Source organism: Chania multitudinisentens RB-25, from assembly GCF_000520015.2.
Taxonomy (GTDB): Bacteria; Pseudomonadota; Gammaproteobacteria; order Enterobacterales; family Enterobacteriaceae; genus Chania; species Chania multitudinisentens.
Map to the genome: position 1 here is coordinate 1,090,379 of NZ_CP007044.2, position 22,414 is coordinate 1,112,792.

Consider the following 22,414-nt stretch of genomic DNA (forward strand, 5'->3'; position numbering starts at 1 on the left):
GCTATACCCTAAATAATTCAAGTTGCTGCGGCCCGTAATCAAACCAGCACGCAGTCAATGGGAAGTGTGATGGGGATAAATGTACGGTTCCGTTTGCGTGGCCCATTTAATTCTGTATAATTTACCGCCTTTGATATAATTCCATATCGAAGTTGATTATCAACCACGTGTGGTGTCTGGCGGAACAGGGCTGGATAGCGACACGGCCTTAACTGAGGTTTCCCATGCAACAAGGTATCCACCCAAAATACGAAGAAGTTACTGCTAACTGCTCTTGCGGTAACGTGATCAAAATCCGCTCTACCGTGGGCCACGATCTGAACCTGGACGTTTGTGGCGAATGCCACCCGTTCTACACAGGCAAGCAGCGTGATGTTGCTACCGGTGGCCGCGTTGACCGCTTCAACAAGCGTTTCAGTGTGCCAGGCTCTAAGAAATAAGATTTCTTATTGTCAGATGGAAAAGGCGCTTTCGGCGCCTTTTTCGTTTCTGCAAGGGGATCAATAATCCCAGGTATCAGGATCAACACCCAATTCACGCATCAACACTTTCGCGGCTTCTGGTATTTCATCGCTGCGCTCTTTGCGCAGGTCTTCATCGTTTGGCAACGGTTGGCCAGTAAAAGCATGCAAGAACGCTTCACACAGTAATTCGCTGTTGGTTGCGTGACGCAGGTTATTGACCTGGCGACGGGTTCGCTCATCAGTCAGAATCTTTAAAACTTTCAGCGGAATGGATACCGTGATTTTTTTTACTTGCTCGCTTTTTTTACCGTGTTCAGCGTAAGGGCTGACATACTCGCCGTTCCACTCAGCCATGGGATACCTTAAAATTTGTCAGAAAAATGACTATACCCTTCATACTGCAAGTTGCTTGGGTGTTGGCTACTCTCGTTCATCCTAGTCACATAGTCGGCTATGCTCCCAGGGTTCACTCGCTTGCCGCCTACAAGCAACTCGCATTATTTTGGGTATACATTCTAGAAACCGGTCAATTATGCCCGAACTTCACAGTTCTCACTAAATAAATGTCAGTTTTACGCGACAAAGGTTACTGAATCTTGTTGATCAATAGGTGTAACCTATGCATTGCGGGTTAACATCTTGTCGTCATAACAAACCGCTATAATTTTAGCGGGTATTAGCTCTTAGCTCAATCTATACGCAAAGAAGTTTAGATGTCCAGATGTATTGACGTCTATTTTTGCTAAGGGTAATCTTTAGGCTTCGTTTACCCACTTCTGAGAGCCGAGCCACCCTATGACGCGTAAACAAGCCACTATTGCCGTGCGTAGCGGTCTGAATGATGACGAACAGTATGGCTGCGTCGTCCCACCGATCCATCTGTCGAGTACCTATAACTTCACCGATTTCAACCAGCCCCGTGCCCATGACTATTCACGCCGTGGTAACCCGACGCGCGATGTAGTACAGCGTGCGTTAGCGGAATTGGAAGGGGGAGCGGGTGCGGTGATGACCGGCAGTGGTATGTCTGCGATTCATCTGGTAACCACTGTGTTGCTGAAACCGGGCGATCTGCTGGTGGCTCCGCACGACTGTTATGGTGGTAGCTATCGCTTGTTCGATAGCCTGAGTAAGCGCGGTGCCTATCGGGTATTGTTTGTTGACCAAAGTAATGAAGCCGCGCTGCAACAAGCGCTGGCGCAGAAACCGAAACTGGTACTGATTGAGAGCCCGAGCAACCCGTTGTTGCGTGTCGTGGATATTGCGGCAATCTGTCACGCAGCACATGAAGCGGGCGCGCTCACGGTAGTGGATAACACCTTCCTTAGCCCGGCATTGCAGCAACCGCTCGCGCTGGGAGCCGATCTGGTTGTACATTCCTGTACCAAATACCTCAATGGCCATTCTGATGTGGTCGCCGGTGCGGTGATTGCCAAAGATCAGGAACTGGCCGTAGAACTGGCGTGGTGGGCTAATAATATTGGTGTTACCGGTGCCGCGTTCGACAGCTACCTGCTATTGCGTGGCATACGTACTCTGTCACCACGCATCAAGGCGGCACAGCACAACGCCGGAGCCATTGTCAGTTATTTACAACAGCAACCGCTGGTCAAAAAGTTGTATCATCCTTCTCTGCCAGAAAACCCAGGCCATGAAATCGCACGCCGTCAGCAGAGTGGATTCGGTGCCATGCTCAGTTTTGAACTGGATGGTGACGAAGCGTTATTACGCCGTTTTCTCTCGGCTCTGGAGCTGTTCACATTGGCGGAATCATTGGGTGGTGTAGAAAGCCTGATCTCACATGCCGCGACCATGACTCATGCCGGTATGGCACCAGAAGCACGTGTCGCAGCGGGTATTTCTGAAAGCCTGCTGCGTATTTCTGTGGGTATTGAAGACAGTGATGATTTGATTGCCGATCTGGAACAAGCCTTCCAGGCGGCGGCAACGAGGTAAGCATGAATGCAATTGCGGTAGCAGGGGCGGTGAGTGGGCGTCAACTGCACAAATTTGGTGGCAGTAGCCTGGCTGATGTGAAGTGTTATCTACGGGTGGCTGGAATTATGGCCGAATACGGCCAGCCGGGTGATATGATGGTGGTTTCAGCGGCGGGTGCTACCACTAACCAATTGATTAACTGGCTAAAGTTGAGCCAGAGCGATCGTCTTTCTGCCTATCAGGTGCAGCAAACGCTGCGCCGTTATCACAGCGAGTTGATTGGTGGATTGCTGCCGCCGGAAACCGCTGAACCGCTGATTGCTGAATTCATCCGCGATCTTGAGCGCCTGGCGGTATTGCTGGACGGTAAGATCGATGATGTGGTGTATGCCGAAGTGGTTGGCCACGGTGAAATCTGGTCGGCACGCCTGATGGCGGCGGTGCTGAACCAATTGGATATGCAGGCTGCATGGTTGGATGCGCGCGATTTTCTGCGTGCTGAACGTGCGGCGCAGCCACAGGTAGACGAAGGCCGTTCTTACCCTTTGTTGCAGCAACTGCTGGTGCAGCATCCGGGCAAACGCCTGGTGGTGACGGGCTTTATTTCACGTAACGACGCTGGTGAAACCGTGCTGTTGGGGCGTAATGGCAGCGATTACTCCGCCACGCAGATTGGGGCATTGGCCGGTGTGGCGCGTGTCACTATCTGGAGTGACGTGGCCGGGGTGTATAGTGCCGATCCGCGTAAGGTAAAAGATGCCTGCCTATTGCCGTTATTGCGCCTGGATGAAGCCAGTGAACTGGCTCGCTTGGCGGCACCGGTACTGCATACCCGCACGCTGCAACCCGTTTCTGGCAGTGATATCGATCTGCAACTGCGTTGCAGTTATCAACCGGAACAGGGGTCGACACGTATCGAACGTGTGCTGGCTTCTGGCACCGGTGCTAAAATTGTCACTAGCCATGATGATGTTTGCCTGATCGAGTTCAGCGTGGCCCCACAGCATGACTTTAAACTGGCGCAAAAAGAGCTGGGTTTGGTGCTGAAACGCGCGCAGATCAAACCGCTGGCCGTCGGTGTCCACCCCGATCGTAACCTGATTCAACTGTGCTATACCTCGGAAGTAGTGAGCAGCGTGTTGCGTATTTTGCAAGAGGCGGTGTTACCGGGTGAACTGCAACTGCGGGAAGGCTTGGCGCTGGTGGCGCTGGTTGGAGCCGGAGTTTGCAAGAATCCATTACACAGCCACCGTTTCTACCAACAGTTGAACGATCAGCCGGTCGAGTTCATCTGGCAGGCAGAAGATGATATCAGCCTGGTGGCGGTGCTGCGCCAAGGGCCAACCAGTTTGTTGATTCAGGGGCTGCATCAAACACTGTTCCGCGCAGAAAAACGCATCGGTCTGGTGCTGCTTGGCAAAGGGAATATTGGTTCACGCTGGTTGGAATTATTTGCTCGCGAACAAAAAAACCTCTCGGCACGCAGTGGTTTTGAATTCACGCTGGCAGGCGTGGTGGATAGCCGCCGCAGCCTGTTGAATTACGACGGACTGGATGCCAGCCGTGCACTGGCGTTCTTTGAAGCGGAAGCCCAGGAACTGGATGAGGAATCGCTGTTTCTGTGGATGCGTGCTCATCCGTTTGACGATTTGGTGGTCCTTGACGTGACCGCCAGTGAAAATCTGGCGGAACAATATCTGGATTTTGCCAGCTACGGCTTCCATGTCATCAGCGCCAACAAATTAGCGGGGGCTTCGTGCAGTGATAACTACCGCCAGATTCGTGATGCGTTCGCCAAAACTGGCCGCCATTGGTTGTATAACGCCACCGTTGGCGCGGGTTTGCCGGTGAACCATGCGGTGCGCGATCTGCGTGACAGCGGTGATAGTATTTTGGCTCTCAGCGGTATTTTCTCCGGCACGCTGTCTTGGCTGTTTCTACAGTTTGACGGTACTGTGCCGTTCACCGAACTGGTGGAGCAGGCCTGGCAACAAGGTCTGACGGAGCCGGACCCGCGTGTGGATCTTTCTGGGCAGGATGTGATGCGCAAGCTGGTGATTCTGGCGCGTGAAGCTGGCTACGATATTGAACCGAATCAGGTGCGGGTGGAGTCTCTGGTGCCTGTAGGGGCTGAGCAAGGTTCTATCGATCAGTTCTTTGAAAATGGCGATGCGCTGAACCAGCAAATGCTGCAACGTTTCGAAGCGGCCAGCGAAATGGGGCTGGTGCTGCGCCATGTAGCACGTTTTGATGCTAACGGTAAGGCACGCGTCGGTGTGGAGGCTGTGCGCCCTGAGCACCCATTAGCCTCGCTGTTACCGTGCGACAACGTGTTTGCCATTGAAAGCCGCTGGTATCGTGATAATCCACTGGTGATCCGTGGGCCAGGGGCGGGGCGCGATGTGACCGCCGGAGCGATTCAGTCTGACCTTAACCGATTGGCACAGTTGCTTTAATCCTCAACGGGCGCAGCGGATTGCGCCCGGTTTTTATCTCCTGCCAGCACTAGCATGAAATTCTCTCATGTTATGTGAGGATTACTCATCGTATTACCTTCACTTTCCTATTGACTCTTTAGGCCACATGCGGCATTTTCTATCTAGACGTCTAAACGTATAGACGCTTACTAAAATGAAACTATACCCAAAATAATTCGAGTTGTAAGAACGCTGCTTGCAGCGGCCCCGAAGACGGATGGGCCGAGTAACAAAGCCAACGCAGATGTAACTTGAAGTATGACGGGTATAAATAGTGATCGATAAGAGGCGGACAGGGTATGAGTTTTTTTCACGCAAACCAGCGGGAAGCGCTGAATCAGAATCTGGCGGAGTTAAGCGGCCAGATTAATGTGTCGTTCGAGTTTTTCCCGCCGCGTACCCGCGAAATGGAAGATACCCTGTGGCAGTCGATTGATCGTCTAAGCAGCCTCAAACCCAAATTTGTCTCTGTTACTTACGGGGCCAATTCTGGTGAGCGCGATCGTACCCACAGCATCATCAAAGGGATTAAAGAGCGTACCGGTCTGGATGCGGCTCCGCACCTGACCTGTATTGATGCCAGCCCAGCACAGTTGCGTGATATTGCGAGTGATTACTGGAACAGCGGTATTCGTCATATTGTTGCTCTGCGTGGTGATTTGCCACCGGATGGCGGCAAGCCAGAAATGTATGCCGCCGATTTGGTTACCTTGCTGAAAGATGTCGGTGATTTTGATATTTCTGTAGCGGCTTATCCTGAAGTCCACCCGGAAGCGAAAAGCGCACAGGCCGATTTGATCAACCTGAAGCGCAAAATTGATGCCGGCGCTAACCGTGCGATCACCCAGTTTTTCTTTGATGTGGAAAGTTATCTGCGTTTCCGCGATCGCTGTGTCGCAGCTGGCATTGATGTGGAAATTGTGCCGGGTATCCTGCCAGTCTCCAACTTTAAGCAACTACAACGTTTTGCCACCATGACTAACGTGCGGGTGCCAAGCTGGATGAACAGCATGTTTGCCGGGCTGGATGATGACCCAGAAACCCGCAAAATGGTGGGGGCCAATATCGCGATGGATATGGTGAAGATCCTCAGCCGTGAAGGGGTGAAGGATTTCCATTTCTATACGCTGAATCGTGCGGAAATGAGTTATGCCATCTGCCACACCTTAGGAGTACGGCCTGCGGTAATTTAGCCGGATGTGAGAGAGAAACCCCTCTTTAACATCATTGTTAAAAGCCGAGATTATACATCGAGTAAATTGAAATATTTCTTGTTGTATAATCCCGGCTGTCTTATGCCAGCGGCCGCTATTTCAGCAATTTTCAGGCTGCTCGGATTTTAATGGGGTGGTCGCGGAAATTGGCTGGCTCAGCTTGTTACTGATGATGGAATCAAGACTGAACTTTCCTCCGCCTTCAATCATCAATGATGCCAGTATTAACATATAAAGGGTTTCTGGCAGGTAGAATAGCCAACTATACCAACCAAGGAAGTTTAACCCTGGGGGAATTTGACCCAAGCCTACGGTGAGCAACGCCGTCAGGCTGATGGTAAACAGGATGAGGCTGAAGAAGCGGGAGAAGAAGCCCAGTATCAACAAGAAACCACCGAAAGTTTCTAAACCGGCGACAACGACGGCCATAATATTGGGATATGGAATTCCCGCATGAATCATGGTTTCGAGCATGACCATCTGGTTTTTAGGAATGAATAGTTTTCCAAAGCCGGAAGAAAAAAAGAATGCCCCGATAGAAATACGGAATAGGAAGAGAGGGATAGTTTTTGATTTTTGGTGGGAAATTAAATAATGCATAATTTTTAAATGCATTCTTTTACCTCAGATTAAAGTTGTTAATGAGGCTAAATAAAAACTATGCTTAGAAAATTATTAGCCTCATGATGAGTTTCTCAAATTTGCTGAGTATTAACGATAAATATCTGCTATGCCGTGTAGTTTATTGTTCCCTTGAATAGACTTGATGCGGTAGAAGTCAGCACCTGCCTTTTCTGCTTTCTCTTTTACTATCAGCTCTAATTCATTTAAGCTTGTAGCATCGCTTGCGGATACCACCCCTACCTTATTCAGACGATATGATGTTTGAGTGTCAACACTGGTTGCTGCAAAAGCATTAAATGTGATGAGGCTAATAATAATTGCAGATGATATAGTTTTTAACTTATTCATGTGATATTTACTCTCTGTATTAACTCAGGGTGAAAGTAGATTATCAGAGAAGAATAATTTAACTACTGTGATTGCAAATACTTACATTGGCAATTTGGATTTTTAATTTAATTTTCGATTGTGATGATTTAACTTTACCTTTCTGTATAAATTAATGTCACTCTCTTACTTCTTAAGAAGAATATAGCTGATTCAATAAAAATGGCCCTGTTGTAAATCGCAGTCTGCTGATAGTCTTTTCTGACATGGTGCTCTGCATGAACATATTCAAAGCCCGATGCTGCACCCGCGACATCCTCCTGCGGGCGGTACGCTGGCACTGGCGTAATCCTTCTGAGTTTAGCCCGTAGCACATTGGCGAAATGTGCATAAAAGCTAATGGCTGGTATTTATTATCCCGTCAGTTTATCTGAAATGTGAAAGCCCCGCCGTGGAAACGGCGGGGCTGGAAGGGCATACTCAACGCTAACCGGTATTGCGCATCCCGGCGGCGACGCCGGCAATGGTCACCATCAGAGCTTGTTCAACACGGGCATCCGGGTGTTCCTGTTGGCGTGAACGGTGCAACAGTTCGGCCTGTAAAACGTTGAGCGGATCGGTATAAACGTTACGCAACGCGATGGATTCGGCGATCCACGGTAAATCCTCCATCAGATTGTCATCGTTGGCGATGGCCAGCACGACCTTGATATCGCTTTCCAACTGATCGCGTAATTGCTTACCTAACGGCCACAACGATTTGTCTACCAGCCGCTGATCGTAATATTCTGCCAGCCACAGGTCGGTTTTGGAGAACACCATCTCCAACATCGCGATGCGGGTGGAAAAGAACGGCCAGTCACGGCACATGGCTCCCAACTGTTCTTGTTTGCCCGCTTTCACCGCTTCCTGCAAGCCCGCACCGGCACCCAGCCAAGCTGGGAGCATCAGGCGGTTTTGCGTCCAGGCGAAGATCCACGGAATGGCTCGCAGGCTTTCTACGCCACCATTCGGGCGACGCTTGGCCGGGCGTGAACCCAATGGCAGCTTACCTAGCTCCTGTTCCGGGGTTGCCGCGCGGAAATAAGGCACAAAGTCCGGGTTTTCACGCACGTAGCCGCGATACATTTTGCATGAGGTTTCAGACAATTCATCCATTAGCGAGCGCCATTCTTTTTTCGGTTCAGGCGGAGGCAACAGATTGGCCTCCAAAACCGCCCCAGCGTACAGTGCCAGGCTGCTGATGGTGACTTCTGGCAGGCCAAACTTGAAACGGATCATCTCGCCCTGTTCGGTGACACGCAGGCCACCTTTCAGGCTGCCCGGTGGCTGTGACAGCAGAGCCGCATGGGCCGGTGCGCCACCACGGCCAATTGAACCGCCACGGCCATGGAACAATGTCAGCGCTACGCCGGCTTTTTCACAGGTCTTGATCAGCGCGTCCTGCGCCCGGTACTGCGCCCAGGAAGCCGCCATCACACCAGCGTCTTTCGCTGAGTCAGAATAGCCGATCATTACCATCTGTTTGCCCTGAATAAAGCCGCGATACCAGTCGATATTCAGCAATTGGGTCATCACATCATCGGCATTGTTCAAGTCATCAAGGGTTTCGAACAGCGGTGCCACGGGCAGCGCGAATGGGCAACCGGCCTCTTTCAGCAGCAGATGTACCGCCAGTACGTCGGATGGAGTGCGTGCCATAGAAATCACATAGGCGGCAATGGAACCCTGTGGCGCTTCTGCGATCACACGGCAGGTTTCCAGCACTTCCTGAGTCTCGTCGCTTGGCTTCCAGTTCAGGGGAACCAGTGGGCGTTTGGAGTTCAGTTCGCGGATCAGGAAGGCCTGTTTATCGGCTTCAGACCAGCTTTCATAATCACCCAGCCCCAAATAGCGGGTTAGTTCGGCGATGGCTTCGGTATGGCGGGTGCTTTCCTGGCGAACGTCAATACGTACCAGCGGCACGCCGAAACAGCGCACGCGGCGCAGCGTATCCAGCAACTGGCCGTTAGCGATAATCCCCATGCCACAGGTTATCAGCGATTGATAACAGGCATACAGCGGTTCCCACAATTGCTCGTTATTAACCAGCAGATCCTGTGGGCGTAAAACGCGTTCACCTTTCAGCCGCCCTTCCAGGTAAGCTTGGGTGCTCATCAATTGGCTGCGCAGGCGTTTCATCAGTTCGCGGTAGGGTTCCTGCACGCTATCGCCACCGGCAAGTTCACGCAGTTCCGGGGTACATTCGGACATCGATAGTTCGGAAACCAGCACCTGTATATCGCGAGTGAACAGATCACAGGCTTTCCAGCGGCTCAGCAACAGGACATGACGGGTGATTTCTGCCGTGACGTTCGGGTTACCGTCGCGGTCACCGCCCATCCAGGAGGTGAAACGCACAGGCACCGCTTCTACCGGCAGGCGGTAATCAATGGAGTTTTCCAGCTGTTCGTTAAATTCGCGCAGGAATGCGGGCACGCCTTCCCACAGGCTGTTTTCCACTACGGCAAAGCCCCATTTGGCTTCATCAACAGGCGATGGCCGGTATTTGCGGATTTCGTCGGTGTGCCAGGATTGCGCCACTAACTGGCGCAGGCGGCGCATGATTTTATTGCGCTCATAGTCAGCCAGATCGTTGTGATCGAGCTGGCTGAGGCAGGTATTCACCTCAACCAATTTATGGATCAACGTGCGGCGGGTGATTTCCGTCGGATGTGCTGTCAGCACCAGCTCAATAGAGAGCTCATCTACCGCATTCTGGAGTTCTTTGTTGTTGAGCTTCTGGTCTTTCAGCCGGGTAAACAGCTGGGCCAACGCTTCTGGGTTGCTTGCCGCCTCGCCGTTTGGCGAAATGCTGTGATATTGTTCAGCTACGTTGGTCAGATTAAGGAATTGGCTGAAGGCGCGTGCGACCGGCAGCAACTCGTCGTTAGACAGGTTCTGTAGCGTCGATAACAATTCTTGACGGTGTGCTTCATTACCGGCACGTGAAGATTTGGAAAGCTTACGAATAGTTTCAACGCGATCAAGAATGTGCTCGCCCAGTGCTTCTTTGATGGTGTCGCCGAGCAATTTGCCGAGCATACTGACATTACTGCGCATTGCCGAATATTGTTCGTTCATATAACCCCTGGCCCAGTTCTCTGTATACCCCATTGCTTCAAATTGCCATACCACTAACAACAATTTGAGGTTTGTGGGTACCTGATTTTCATTTTGTAAGTAAATTTCACGTGTCAGGTAAAGACCACCCTGTTTTATCTAGCCACGTTCCTGCCCAATCGTCAATTGACACTATTTTTAGCAAAAAAACATCAAAATCAGCGCATTTTTTGAAATTTAATTACGAACGGCGGGTTATCAGTTTGGCTTATCCACTTAATTACCGGCGCCTTAAAAGGGAAGAATGGCCCTTATGACCGCTGTTTTCCAACCACAACCAGCGAGGTTGTGGCCGGAAATCATCTTTAATCAGGGCTGATTGATTGACAAAAGTGGTCAACTAACTGCCCCAACAATTTGCGCGTGGGTTCGATGAACGCGGTGTCGATATATTCATCCGGTTGATGTGCCTGGTTGATCGAACCGGGTCCCAGCACTAACGTCGGGCACACTTCCTGTACGAATGGCGCTTCGGTACAGTAGTTGACCACTTCAGTACGCGATCCCAGCAGTTTTTCGATCACCGCTACCATATGGTGGTCGGTCGGGCATTCGTAACCCGGGATCGGCGGATGCAGTTCATCAATTGATAAACGCCCAGGCCAACGCTGGCTGACCGGGGCCAGCGCGTCGTGCAACAGTTCGTTGATGTTATCCAGCGTCATGCCCGGTAGTGGGCGGATGTCCATATGTAACTCACAGCAGGCACAGATTCGGTTGGCCGCATCGCCCCCGCTGATATGACCGAAGTTCATGGTGGGGTAAGGCACAGCGAACGCTGGATTGTTATAACGCTCTTGCAGTGTTTTGCGCAGTTCCATCAAATGCCCGATGGATTCATGCATCAGATCAATAGCGTTAACGCCGCGCGCCGGATCGCTCGAATGGCCTGATTGGCCAACGATGCGGATGGCGTTGGAGAGGTGGCCTTTATGCGCACGCACTGGCTGCAATGAGGTGGGTTCGCCAATAATGGCAAAGTCCGGGCGGATTGTGGTGGAAGCGGCGAAATAACGTGCGCCAGCCATGGTCGTTTCTTCATCTGCGGTGGCGAGAATGTACAGCGGCTTGGTTAGCTTGGCGGCATCAAGGTCACGTACCGCATCCAGAATAAAGGCGAAAAAGCCTTTCATGTCGGCGGTGCCTAACCCGTACAGTTTGTTGTCGTGCTCGGTTAACGTGAAAGGATCGCGCGTCCAACGGCCTTGATCATAAGGCACAGTGTCGGTGTGGCCTGCCAGCAACAGGCCACCGCTGCCTGTGCCAATGCTGGCCAGCAAATTGAATTTGCTGCGCGTGCCCGGTACCGGTTGCACATCGACACGGAACCCCAAATCGCTGAACCAGCCAGCCAGCAAGTTGATTAATGCTTCATTACTCTGATCGAGGGCACCATCAGTGGCACTGATCGACGGGGTAGCGATCAACGCCCGGTACAGCTCAATAAATGGAGGTAATTTCATCTTCACTGTTGACAGCCTTTGGTTAGGATAGTATCAATATTCATGCATTTTTTATGAATAAAAATCCAATAAACTGGAGCGTAAGGGAACTGGATACCCAGATGTTGATAAAACATCAACGCTCAACCTCATGGGTGAACGGCGCCACAACGCGATCAAGCCCTGAAATCGGGGCACCAGTGCCTCTACTGTATGATAAAAAGGTGAAAGGTCACATGTTGAATACGCTGATTGTTGGAGCCAGCGGTTACGCCGGAGCGGAGCTCACGGCTTATCTGAATCGCCACCCACACATGAACATAACCGCTTTAGCGGTTTCAGCGCAAAGTGCAGATGCAGGAAAATTGCTTTCTGACCTGCATCTGCAGTTAAAAGGTATTGTTGATCTGCCATTGCAACCGTTAGTGAGCGTGGCAGAAGCGGCAAAAGGGGTCGACGTGGTGTTCCTCGCCACTGCACATGAGGTCAGCCATGACATTGCGCCAGAATTTCTGGCGGCAGGCTGTGTGGTGTTCGATCTTTCCGGTGCTTTCCGTGTGCAAGATAGCGCTTTTTACCGCCAATATTATGGTTTTGAACATCAGTACGCCGACTGGCTGGCCAAAGCGGTATACGGTCTGGCTGAATGGCAGAGCGAAAAAATTAAAGAGGCGCAGCTAATCGCCGTGCCGGGTTGTTACCCAACGGCGGCCCAGTTGGCGTTGAAGCCGTTGATTGACAAACAATTACTCAATCTGGATCAATGGCCGGTGATCAACGCTGTCAGCGGTGTGAGTGGAGCCGGACGTAAAGCCAGCGTCACTACCAGTTTTTGTGAAGTCAGCTTGCAGCCCTATGGCCTGTTCAACCATCGCCACCAGCCGGAAATTACCGCGCACTTGGGGATACCGGTTATTTTTACACCGCATTTGGGTAACTTCCCGCGTGGTATTCTGGAAACCATCACCTGCCGCCTGAAACCGGGGGTGACTGCGCAGGATGTGGCCGCGGCTTATCATGCGGCTTATGACGATAAACCGTTGGTACGGTTATATGGCAAGGGTGTACCCGCGTTGAAAGCGGTGGTGGGCCAGCCCTTCTGTGATATCGGTTTTGCCGTGCAGGGGGAGCATCTGATTGCCGTGGCGGCGGAAGATAATTTGTTGAAAGGCGCAGCCGCTCAGGCGGTGCAGTGCTTGAATATTCGTTTTGGGTTCCCGGAAACCCAGTCATTAATTTAATATTTACCCAAAAGCTTTCAAGTTGTAGCTAGGCGGCAACTGAACGAATCCTCAGGAGCTTACACAAGTAAGTACTGGGGTGAGAGAAGACAGCCAACAACGCTACGGCTTGAAAGATGAAGGGTATAGCCTTGAGCGAACAGCGATGAACCCATTAATTATCAAGTTAGGCGGCGTGTTACTGGACAGTGAAGAAGCGCTGGAGCGCTTGTTTACTGCGCTGGATAGCTATCGCCAGGAGTACCAGCGGCCGTTGGTGATCGTCCACGGCGGGGGTTGTGTGGTAGACGAGCTGATGAAACAGCTTGCTTTGCCAGTGGTGAAGAAAAATGGCTTACGCGTAACGCCCGCCGATCAGATTGACATCATTACCGGTGCGTTGGCCGGTACTGCCAACAAAACCCTGCTGGCGTGGGCAGTCAAACACAAAATCAGTGCGGTTGGGTTGAGTCTGGCCGACGGTGGCAGCGTTGCGGTCACGCAGCTCGATCCGGCGTTGGGTCACGTTGGTAATGCGCAACCCGGTTCGCCTGCACTGCTCAATACGTTGTTGGGGGCGGGTTACCTGCCGGTGGTCAGTTCCATTGGCATCACCGCCGAAGGCCAACTGATGAATGTGAATGCCGATCAGGCAGCCACGGCGCTGGCAGCGACCTTGGGCGCAGATTTGATCCTGCTGTCGGATGTCAGTGGCATTCTTGATGGTAAAGGGCAGCGCATCGCAGAAATGACGGCGCAAAAAGCAGAACAACTGATTGCTCAGGGCATCATTACTGATGGTATGGTAGTGAAGGTGAATGCGGCACTGGATGCGGCGCGTACTCTTGGCCGCCCGGTAGATATCGCTAGCTGGCGTAATGCCGAAAAGCTCCCTGCTCTGTTTAATGGTGTGTCGATTGGCACCCGGATCCTCGCTTAAATTTAGAATTAAAAAGGAATAATACAATGCAAAACAAAGGCATCAAGAAAATCGTATTGGCGTACTCTGGCGGTTTGGATACTTCGGCCATCATTCCTTGGCTGAAAGAAAACTACGGTGGCTGTGAAGTAGTGGCTTTCGTGGCAGACATCGGCCAGGAGCGCGGCGATCTGGAGGGTGTAGAGCAGAAAGCTCTGCAATCCGGTGCCTCTGAGTGTCATGTAGTTGATTTGCGTGAAGAGTTTATTCGTGACTATGTTTATCCGGTGCTGCAAACCGGTGCGTTGTATGAAGGTAGCTATCTGCTGGGCACCTCAATGGCGCGCCCGATCATCGCCAAAGCGCAGGTTGAGTTGGCGCTGAAAGTGGGTGCAGACGCGCTGTGTCATGGTGCAACCGGTAAAGGTAACGATCAGGTGCGTTTCGAAACCACCTATACCGCGTTGGCTCCGCATCTGAAAGTGGTTGCGCCATGGCGTGAATGGAACCTGCGTTCCCGTGAAGCGCTGCTGGATTATCTGAAAGAACGTAATATTCCGACCACTGCGTCGCTGGAAAAAATCTATAGCCGTGATGAAAACGCCTGGCATATTTCTACCGAAGGCGGCGTGCTGGAAAGCCCGTGGAATGCAGCGAACAAAGACTGCTGGGTATGGACGGTTGATCCACAAGAAGCACCTGATCAGCCTGAGCAAGTGACGGTTACCGTCGCGAAAGGCTGTGTGGTGGCGGTGAACGGTGAAGCGATGAGCCCATACAAATGCCTGGAAACCCTGAACGTGCTGGGTGCCAAACATGGCGTTGGCCGTATCGACATCGTGGAAAACCGCCTGGTAGGCATCAAATCCCGTGGTTGTTACGAAACCCCAGGCGGCACTATTATGGTGGCTGCGCTGCGTGGTATTGAGCAACTGGTTCTGGATCGCGACAGCTTCAAATGGCGTGAGCAATTGGGCCTGGAGATGTCTTATGTCGTGTACGATGGCCGCTGGTTCGCGCCATTGCGTCGTTCCATTCAGGCTTCGGCTCAAGCGTTGGCAGAAGAAGTGAATGGTGAAGTGGTACTGCGACTGTATAAAGGCCAAGTGACAGCGATTCAGAAAAAATCGGCCAATAGCCTGTACTCCGAAGAGTTTGCGACCTTCGGTGAAGACGATGTTTACGATCACAGCCATGCGGGCGGTTTTATCCGCTTGTTCTCGCTCTCTTCCCGTATTCGTGCATTGAACGAGAAGAAAAAGTAAATTTGATTTAGCGTTACTTTGTAGGGGCGCAGCATGCTGCGCCCTTTCGCATAGGTTTCAGGAGCAAAATTATGGCACTTTGGGGCGGACGTTTCAGTCAGGCGGCAGATCAGCGGTTCAAACAATTAAACGATTCTCTGCGTTTCGATTATCGCCTGGCGGAGCAGGATATTATTGGCTCTGTTGCTTGGTCAAAGGCGCTGGTGACCGTTAACGTGTTAACGGCGATGGAGCAGCAGCAACTTGAGCAGGCGCTGAATGCGTTGCTGGCAGAAGTGCAGGCCGATCCGCAAGGGATCGTCAACAGCGACGCGGAAGACATTCACAGTTGGGTGGAGCAGAAGCTGATCGACAAAGTCGGCGATCTGGGCAAAAAGCTGCATACTGGCCGTAGCCGTAACGATCAGGTTGCCACCGATCTCAAACTGTGGTGTAAACAGCAGGTTGGCGAGTTACATCAGGCTATCATCCAGCTACAACAAGCACTGGTAGAAACCGCAGAAGCCAATCAGGACGCGGTGATGCCGGGCTACACCCACTTGCAGCGCGCGCAGCCGGTGACGTTCGCACACTGGTGCCTGGCTTATGTGGAGATGCTGGCTCGTGATGAAAGCCGCTTGCAGGATACCTTAAAGCGCCTTGATGTCAGCCCACTGGGCTGTGGAGCGTTGGCGGGTACAGCCTATCCGATTGATCGCGAGCAACTGGCCGGTTGGTTGGGTTTTGCGTCTGCAACCCGTAACAGCCTAGACAGCGTATCTGACCGCGATCACGTGTTGGAGCTGTTATCCAATGCGGCTATCAGTATGGTGCATCTGTCACGCTTTGCTGAAGACCTGATCTTCTTCAACAGCGGCGAAGCGGCGTTTGTTGAGCTTTCGGATCGCGTGACTTCGGGTTCATCCCTGATGCCACAAAAGAAAAACCCGGATGCGCTGGAGCTGATTCGTGGTAAATGCGGGCGTGTGCAGGGGGCGTTAACTGGCATGATGATGACCTTGAAAGGGTTGCCGCTGGCTTACAACAAAGACATGCAGGAAGATAAAGAAGGGTTGTTCGATGCGTTAGACACCTGGATGGATTGCTTGCAGATGGCGGCGTTGGTGCTGGATGGTATTCAGGTAAAACGCCCGCGTTGCCAGGAAGCAGCGCAACAGGGTTATGCCAATTCCACTGAACTGGCCGATTATCTGGTTGCCAAAGGTGTACCGTTCCGCGAAGCGCATCATATTGTCGGCGAAGCGGTGGTTGAAGCTATTCGCCAGGGCAAGCCGCTGGAAGACCTACCATTGGCAGACCTACAGAAGTTCAGTTCGGTGATTGGCAGCGATGTGTACCCCGTTCTGGCACTGCAATCTTGCCTGGACAAACGAGCAGCCAAGGGCGGTGTTGCTCCACAACAGGTCGCCAGCGCGATTAGCGATGCGAAGCAGCGCTTGGGGTGACACCCTCTAGCAAAAGGCCGAGCATGCTCGGCCCTTATTGTGCACAGAAAACCCCCAGCTAGGCTGGGGGTTCCGTAAAGCTTTCAGCTTTGAGTCGGATCTTTTAATGGTCAGTAACCCTTGTGGCCAGGCGGCAACAAAGCATCCCCGGAAATAGATAACCTCCTGATAGGGGAGGAGAAAGGCTTAGCGGATACCCGATGGATGACAAAAGTGCCAACACCTTGCTCAACGTTTTGGGGGTGATAAGGGGAAAGGTAACGGTAATATGCGCTAAGGAAGATATGTGTATGGAACGATGTGAGGGTAAATAGTGCCGCCCTTACATTGATGCAGCCCGTTTACGGGCAGTAAGTAACAGAAGTTATGCAAGTGTGAGGTAGTAAATGCGCCTGTTAGGGCGCGGCAGGTAAGAGAGCCTTATAGGCGCATACGAAAAATCTATGGTCACCCCCATTTTTGCAACACTGATTTTTGATTAATGGTGGGCTTGCTTAAATCTATCCGGCGTCTATGTGGGCAAGGATAAGGATGCCCGCGCCACGATGAGTTCTGCGCCTGGTGAACCTGAAAACCTCCTCGGCTTCGGTGAGCCATTTTTCATATAAGGTTTCTCATCAGGCCGATACGCCGTTCATGTCATCAATAATAAGTCTTCGCAAAACCGGATGGGTAACTACTGTTTAACTACTTAATAATCAGTCTATTGATTCAGAACCGCATACATCAGGCCTGATATTCATTGTGATTAGTCGTGATAGCCCATGCTATTCGGGCCAGCTTGTTTGCCAGAGCACAAGCGACAACATTCGAATGCTTGTTGCTGAGTTGCCCTCTAACCCAGTCGGCCAGTCTGCTTTGCTGATGTTCCAGCCGCATCATGAACGATCGAGCACACTGAACCAGTAAACGACGTAGATTTTTATCACCCCGCTTGCTGATACCCAGCAGAGTCGATTTACCTCCTGTGCTGTATTGTCGGGGAACAAGCCCTGTGGAAGCCGCAAAATCCCTGCTGCATGAAAATTGTTTGCCATCACCGAGTTGGGATGAGAGCAGACTGGCCGTAATCGGCCCAACACCTGGTATTGTCATGATGCGTTGGGCAGCAGCATCAGCTTTGATTGACTGGTTTAATTCTGATTCCAATTCTGTTATTTGCTCCACAAGGTAAAGATAGTGAGCGTGTAATTTCATCAGTAAACGGCTCAGATATTCTGGTATTTTGTGTTCTGCGAGCACCAGGGACAGGCGCTTAATTACCGCATCGCCTATGGGCAGACTGATACCGAATTCCAGCAAAAAACCGTGGATCTGGTTGGTCGTTTTCACCTTGTCTCTGATAAGTGATTCTCTGACCCTATGCAGTGCTCGCATTGCCTGCTGAACCTCTGTTCTTGGCTGGACAAAACGCATTGATGGTCGGGATGCGGCTTCACATATCGCCTCTGCATCAGCAAAATCATTTTTATTGCTCTTAACAAAAGGGCGCACAAATTGCGGAGAGATAAGTTTTGCTTCATGCCCACAATCACTGATATGGCGTGCCATAAAGTGTGCACCGGCACAAGCTTCCATAACAACAACCGAAGGCGAGCACGTCGCCAGAAACTGCATTAGTTTTGTGCGTGTGAATTTCTTACGTAGAAGCGCCTTACCTGACTTATCCTGGCAATGAATGTGGAAAGAATGTTTACCGAGATCGATACCAATAAGAGCAACGTTATCCATGATGGCCTCTCCTGAAAGAAAAACACCCTGCTAGCTTACCGCTCACAGGGTGGAGGTGACCATCTCATTACCTCCGGCTATGCCGGAGGATAGTTATTGGCACCGCTGTGGCTATCCTGCCAGCCGGGCACACAGATAGCGGTTCAGGCTGACACCTTCCTCCATGGCATTGATCGCCAAACGCCGATGTTGCTCTGGTGTTAGGCGCAGTACCAGTTTTCCACTGAAATTTCTCTCCGCTAGGGCCTCTGGTGGGGTTTCGCCGTTGGCAAGCATATCTACTACCACTGTTGCTACCAACTGTTCAATGCCATCCAGTGCACCGGTACGGGTTGAGGCCAACCAGGATAACGAAGGGAATTCTGTACATAGCCCGACGTATTCATGGTCTTCTGCTGACCAAGTGATACGGTAAGTGTAATGCTCATGCGTTGCCATTTTCTTCCTCCAATCTGGTCAAGGCGGCTATCACCTGTTTGACCTGATAAACCTTTGCCATACCACTGTCTGTGCGTTGGATATTAACTCGTGGATCTCCTGGCCAGGGCATGCTGTAAACTTTGTGGCTACCGCTGTTACTCCGTGGTGTGCCAAACCAACGGTTACAGATTTTTGCCAGTTCATGAAATTTGATATTGGTCTGCCGTTGGCGAAGACTGGCTATGATGTCGCTGAGTTCTCTCATCCGTGCGCTCTCAGTTTAGTATCATTAATAGTATCAATCAAGGTGTCTATAAATGAAAATGACGGCAAAAGAGCATTTCGACAACTAATGAATAATAAATTTGGAGTGTATTACGCAAAAAACCGGATGTGTGGTCTCATGTTACGCTTTTGAAGGTGGCCGTAATGGGGAGTATCTTGGTGATAACATATTGATTAACTCTTTAATTAAAAAATGATTTTTTTGCTTTTAGTGCCATGCTGCCTTCGTTAACGGCCATTATTGATGTTTAGACTTGATAGTTATAATCACTCATTGATATCTTATCTATCGCCATGAACTATCATGGACTGGAGGAAAATAATGAATATTCGTGATTTAGAGTATCTGGTCGCCTTAGCCGAGTTTCGCCACTTTCGGCGTGCTGCTGATTCATGTCACGTTAGCCAACCTACTTTGAGTGGGCAAATCCGTAAGCTGGAAGATGAACTGGGTGTGATGCTGCTTGAGCGAACCAGCCGTAAAGTATTATTCACTCAGGCAGGTTTACTGTTGGTGGAGCAGGCGCGCACCGTGCTGCGCGAAGTTAAAGTTCTGAAAGAAATGGCTAGCCAACAGGGTGAAGCCATGTCTGGGCCGCTGCATATTGGCCTGATCCCTACCGTAGGGCCTTATTTGCTACCGCAGATTATTCCAACACTGCATAAAATTTTTCCCAAACTGGAAATGTACCTGCATGAAGCGCAAACCCATCAACTGCTGGCGCAGCTTGACGGCGGTAAGTTGGATTGCGCCATTCTGGCTTTGGTGAAAGAAACCGAATCCTTTATTGAAGTGCCGTTATTTGACGAACCGATGAAACTGGCGGTGTACTCCGATCACCCTTGGGCACAGCGCGACCGTGTGGCAATGCCGGATCTGGCCGGGGAAAAATTACTGATGCTGGAAGATGGGCACTGCTTACGCGATCAGGCGATGGGTTTTTGCTTCCAGGCTGGTGCGGATGAAGACACTCACTTCCGGGCTACCAGTCTGGAAACGCTGCGCAATATGGTGGCGGCAGGCAGTGGAATTACGCTCTTACCTGCGCTGGCGGTGCCCCGTGAACGTGAACGTGATGGCGTTTGCTATCTGGATTGCTACAAGCCTGAACCGAAGCGCACCATTGCCTTGGTGTATCGCCCCGGTTCCCCGCTGCGTGGCCGCTATGAGCAATTGGCTGAAGCAATCCGTGAGCATATGCAGAATTACCTCAGCACCACCTTAAAACAGGCGGTTTAAACCGTTCAAGGCGGCAACGCGATAGGCTTCGGCCATGGTCGGATAGTTGAAGGTGGTATTAACAAAATACTCAATAGTATTACCTTCACCTTTCTGTTCCATGATCGCTTGGCCGATGTGAATAATCTCTGCTGCACGTTCACCAAAGCAGTGGATGCCCAAGATCTGCAAGGTGTCGCGGTGGAACAGAATTTTCAGGCTGCCGACGTTCATCCCGGCGATTTGTGCTCGTGCCAAATGTTTGAACTGCGCGCGGCCCACCTCATAAGGCACTTTCATGGCTGTCAGTTCCTGTTCGGTTTTACCGACGGAGCTGATTTCTGGAATGGTGTAAATGCCAGTTGGAATGTCTTCGATCAAATGCCCGCTGGCTTCACCAGAAGAAATAGCCTGCGCGGCAATACGGCCCTGATCGTAAGCGGCTGAAGCCAGGCTTGGGTAGCCGATCACATCGCCGACGGCGTAAATATGGGCGACTGCCGTCTGGTACATGCTGTTGACTTTCAGCAGGCCACGGCTGTCAGATTCCAGGCCAACGTTTTCCAACCCCAGCGAATCGGTGTTGCCGGTGCGCCCATTGGCATACAGCAGGCAATCAGCCTTCACTTTTTTGCCGGATTTGAGGTGTATAATCACGCCATCTTCCGTGCCTTCGATCTTCTCGAACTCTTCATTATGGCGAATGACCACGCCGTTATTCCAGAAGTGATAAGACAGAGAATCTGACATCTCCTGATCAAGAAATGCCAGCAAACGGTCGCGGGTGTTGATCAAATCCACTTTTACGTTTAAACCGCGGAAGATAGATGCGTATTCGCAGCCAATCACTCCAGCACCGTAGATAAGCACATGGCGTGGTTCGTGATTTAACTCAAGGATGGAATCGCTGTCATAGATACGCGGGTGCTGAAAATCAACGTTAGCCGGATGGTAGGGGCGCGAACCGCAGGCGATCACAATATGATCGGCCCGGATGGTATCCTGAGTGCCGTCCTTATAGCGGACGCTGACGGTGTTGGCGTCGATAAAGCGGGCATCACCGGCGAACAATTTGCATTGGTTGCGCTCATAAAAACCTTGGCGCATGCGGGTTTGCTGGTTAATAACGCTGTCAGCGTGGCGCAAAATATCAGGGAAAGTGGCACTGAGGGTTCGGGAGTTATTGTAAAGCGGGTTTTGATTGAATTCGATGATACGGCTGACGGCGTGGCGGAGGGCTTTTGAAGGGATAGTACCCCAGTGAGTACAACCGCCACCCACGTTATTGTACCGTTCAATCACGGCCACACGGGCACCCTGTTTCACCAGCCCCATGGCGGCGCCTTCCCCACCGGGGCCTGAGCCAATCACAATGGTGTCAAATTGATAGTGCTGTTGCATGTAGGAGAGACCTGTTCTTATACAAAGTTCCAACGGTATCTTAACATCATAGCGTTGTGTGCCCAATGATCCTGAGGTTTTTTGCAGTAAAGTGTTATTGGTGCGACTTGGAACGGTGATAGGGCGCGTTTGTATAAATGCTGTTGCAATAAATTTGCTATATTGCCCATTCTACGGCGTTAGACTGAGTGGATGGAATTTATCTGGATATGCATATGGGCGTCAGAGCACAACAAAAAGAACGGACTCGTCGTTCCCTCATTGAGGCGGCCTTCAGCCAACTCAGTGCCGAACGCAGTTTTGCTAGCCTGAGCCTGCGCGAAGTCTCGCGTGAAGCGGGTATCGCGCCTACCTCATTTTATCGTCATTTTCGGGATGTGGATGAATTGGGGCTCACCATGGTGGATGAAAGTGGCCTGATGCTGCGCCAACTAATGCGCCAGGCACGCCAACGTATTGCCAAAGGCGGTAGTGTGATCCGTACATCCGTCTCTACTTTTATGGAGTTCATCGGTAACAACCCCAACGCTTTTCGACTGTTATTGCGTGAACGTTCAGGAACCTCTGCGGCATTCCGTGCGGCAGTAGCGCGTGAAATCCAACATTTTATTGCTGAACTGGCGGATTACCTGGAACTGGAAAATCATATGCCACGCAGTTTTACCGAAGCGCAGGCGGAAGCGATGGTGACCATTGTGTTCAGTGCCGGTGCGGAAGCGCTGGATATTGATATTGAGAAACGGCGTAAGCTGGAAGAACGTTTAGTGTTGCAATTGCGGATGATTTCCAAAGGTGCTTATTACTGGTATCGTCGCGAGCAAGAAAAAGTCTCTGTATCCCACGTATAAAAAGGTGAAAGCG

19 protein-coding genes are annotated in these 22,414 nt (G+C 51.2%); 10 read left to right on the top strand and 9 right to left on the bottom strand.

The window, feature by feature from the left end:
- The first annotated feature begins 224 nt into the window (after nucleotides 1–224).
- On the top strand, nucleotides 225–440 hold the full coding sequence (rpmE, locus tag Z042_RS04770) for a 50S ribosomal protein L31 (protein WP_024913975.1): 216 nt from the start codon (nucleotides 225–227) through the stop codon (nucleotides 438–440).
- A gap of 60 nt (nucleotides 441–500) precedes the next feature.
- Here the strand turns inward: rpmE and metJ are convergent, their stop codons facing one another.
- Nucleotides 501–818, bottom strand: coding sequence for a met regulon transcriptional regulator MetJ (metJ, locus tag Z042_RS04775; protein WP_024913974.1), 318 nt, complete (start codon nucleotides 816–818; stop codon nucleotides 501–503).
- 441 nt (nucleotides 819–1,259) lie between these two features.
- Here metJ and metB point away from each other — a divergent pair, with 441 nt between their 5' ends.
- The 3 genes from metB (at nucleotide 1,260) to metF (ending at nucleotide 6,072) form a co-directional block, all read left to right on the top strand.
- The gene (gene metB, locus Z042_RS04780) at nucleotides 1,260–2,420 is read left to right on the top strand and encodes a cystathionine gamma-synthase (RefSeq protein WP_024913973.1); all 1,161 of its coding nucleotides are present in this window, start codon (nucleotides 1,260–1,262) and stop codon (nucleotides 2,418–2,420) included.
- A gap of 2 nt (nucleotides 2,421–2,422) precedes the next feature.
- Entirely contained in the window at nucleotides 2,423–4,858 is a 2,436-nt protein-coding gene (locus Z042_RS04785; protein ID WP_024913972.1) for a bifunctional aspartate kinase/homoserine dehydrogenase II, read from the top strand.
- Nucleotides 4,859–5,178: 320 nt separating this feature from the next.
- Complete coding sequence (metF, locus tag Z042_RS04790) at nucleotides 5,179–6,072, top strand: methylenetetrahydrofolate reductase (RefSeq protein WP_024913971.1); 894 nt, start codon at nucleotides 5,179–5,181, stop codon at nucleotides 6,070–6,072.
- A 120-nt stretch (nucleotides 6,073–6,192) separates the two neighbouring features.
- Here metF and Z042_RS04795 read toward each other — a convergent pair whose 3' ends face one another.
- The 4 genes from Z042_RS04795 to argE all read right to left on the bottom strand — a co-directional run bounded on the left by Z042_RS04795 (nucleotide 6,193) and on the right by argE (nucleotide 11,669).
- Nucleotides 6,193–6,708 carry a DoxX family protein gene (locus Z042_RS04795; RefSeq protein WP_024913970.1) on the bottom strand — a complete coding sequence of 172 codons (516 nt, stop codon included), beginning with the start codon at nucleotides 6,706–6,708 and terminating at the stop codon, nucleotides 6,193–6,195.
- A 96-nt stretch (nucleotides 6,709–6,804) separates the two neighbouring features.
- Entirely contained in the window at nucleotides 6,805–7,065 is a 261-nt protein-coding gene (locus Z042_RS04800; protein WP_024913969.1) for a YdgH/BhsA/McbA-like domain containing protein, read from the bottom strand.
- Between the two features lie 465 nt (nucleotides 7,066–7,530).
- Nucleotides 7,531–10,167, bottom strand: coding sequence for a phosphoenolpyruvate carboxylase (ppc, locus tag Z042_RS04810; RefSeq protein WP_024913967.1), 2,637 nt, complete (start codon nucleotides 10,165–10,167; stop codon nucleotides 7,531–7,533).
- Between the two features lie 344 nt (nucleotides 10,168–10,511).
- The gene (argE, locus tag Z042_RS04815) at nucleotides 10,512–11,669 is read right to left on the bottom strand and encodes an acetylornithine deacetylase (protein WP_037407245.1); all 1,158 of its coding nucleotides are present in this window, start codon (nucleotides 11,667–11,669) and stop codon (nucleotides 10,512–10,514) included.
- A 215-nt stretch (nucleotides 11,670–11,884) separates the two neighbouring features.
- Between argE and argC the strand changes: the two genes are divergently transcribed.
- From argC to argH, 4 genes are all read left to right on the top strand, one after another.
- A complete protein-coding gene (gene argC, locus Z042_RS04820; protein ID WP_024913965.1) occupies nucleotides 11,885–12,889 on the top strand; it encodes an N-acetyl-gamma-glutamyl-phosphate reductase in 1,005 nt (334 codons plus the stop codon).
- A 145-nt stretch (nucleotides 12,890–13,034) separates the two neighbouring features.
- Entirely contained in the window at nucleotides 13,035–13,808 is a 774-nt protein-coding gene (gene argB, locus Z042_RS04825) for an acetylglutamate kinase (protein ID WP_024913964.1), read from the top strand.
- A gap of 26 nt (nucleotides 13,809–13,834) precedes the next feature.
- Nucleotides 13,835–15,052, top strand: coding sequence for an argininosuccinate synthase (locus Z042_RS04830; RefSeq protein ID WP_024913963.1), 1,218 nt, complete (start codon nucleotides 13,835–13,837; stop codon nucleotides 15,050–15,052).
- A gap of 71 nt (nucleotides 15,053–15,123) precedes the next feature.
- On the top strand, nucleotides 15,124–16,497 hold the full coding sequence (gene argH, locus Z042_RS04835) for an argininosuccinate lyase (RefSeq protein ID WP_024913962.1): 1,374 nt from the start codon (nucleotides 15,124–15,126) through the stop codon (nucleotides 16,495–16,497).
- 726 nt (nucleotides 16,498–17,223) lie between these two features.
- Here the strand turns inward: argH and Z042_RS04840 are convergent.
- The 3 genes from Z042_RS04840 to Z042_RS04850 all read right to left on the bottom strand — a co-directional run bounded on the left by Z042_RS04840 (nucleotide 17,224) and on the right by Z042_RS04850 (nucleotide 18,913).
- Nucleotides 17,224–18,228 (bottom strand): IS110 family RNA-guided transposase, encoded by a 1,005-nt coding sequence (locus Z042_RS04840; protein WP_024913961.1) that lies wholly within the window; start codon nucleotides 18,226–18,228, stop codon nucleotides 17,224–17,226.
- A gap of 111 nt (nucleotides 18,229–18,339) precedes the next feature.
- Complete coding sequence (locus Z042_RS04845) at nucleotides 18,340–18,666, bottom strand: type II toxin-antitoxin system HicB family antitoxin (RefSeq protein WP_024913960.1); 327 nt, start codon at nucleotides 18,664–18,666, stop codon at nucleotides 18,340–18,342.
- Entirely contained in the window at nucleotides 18,653–18,913 is a 261-nt protein-coding gene (locus Z042_RS04850; protein ID WP_024913959.1) for a hypothetical protein, read from the bottom strand. The genes Z042_RS04845 and Z042_RS04850 overlap by 14 nt, the downstream gene beginning before the upstream one ends.
- A 342-nt stretch (nucleotides 18,914–19,255) precedes the next feature.
- Between Z042_RS04850 and oxyR the strand changes: the two genes are divergently transcribed.
- Nucleotides 19,256–20,173, top strand: coding sequence for a DNA-binding transcriptional regulator OxyR (oxyR, locus tag Z042_RS04855; protein ID WP_024913958.1), 918 nt, complete (start codon nucleotides 19,256–19,258; stop codon nucleotides 20,171–20,173).
- Here oxyR and sthA read toward each other — a convergent pair.
- A complete protein-coding gene (sthA, locus tag Z042_RS04860) occupies nucleotides 20,156–21,553 on the bottom strand; it encodes a Si-specific NAD(P)(+) transhydrogenase (protein ID WP_024913957.1) in 1,398 nt (465 codons plus the stop codon). The two genes, oxyR and sthA, sit on opposite strands and share 18 nt — an antisense overlap.
- A gap of 215 nt (nucleotides 21,554–21,768) precedes the next feature.
- Here sthA and fabR point away from each other — a divergent pair, with 215 nt between their 5' ends.
- On the top strand, nucleotides 21,769–22,401 hold the full coding sequence (gene fabR / locus Z042_RS04865) for an HTH-type transcriptional repressor FabR (RefSeq protein ID WP_024913956.1): 633 nt from the start codon (nucleotides 21,769–21,771) through the stop codon (nucleotides 22,399–22,401).
- Nucleotides 22,402–22,414: the final 13 nt, after the last annotated feature.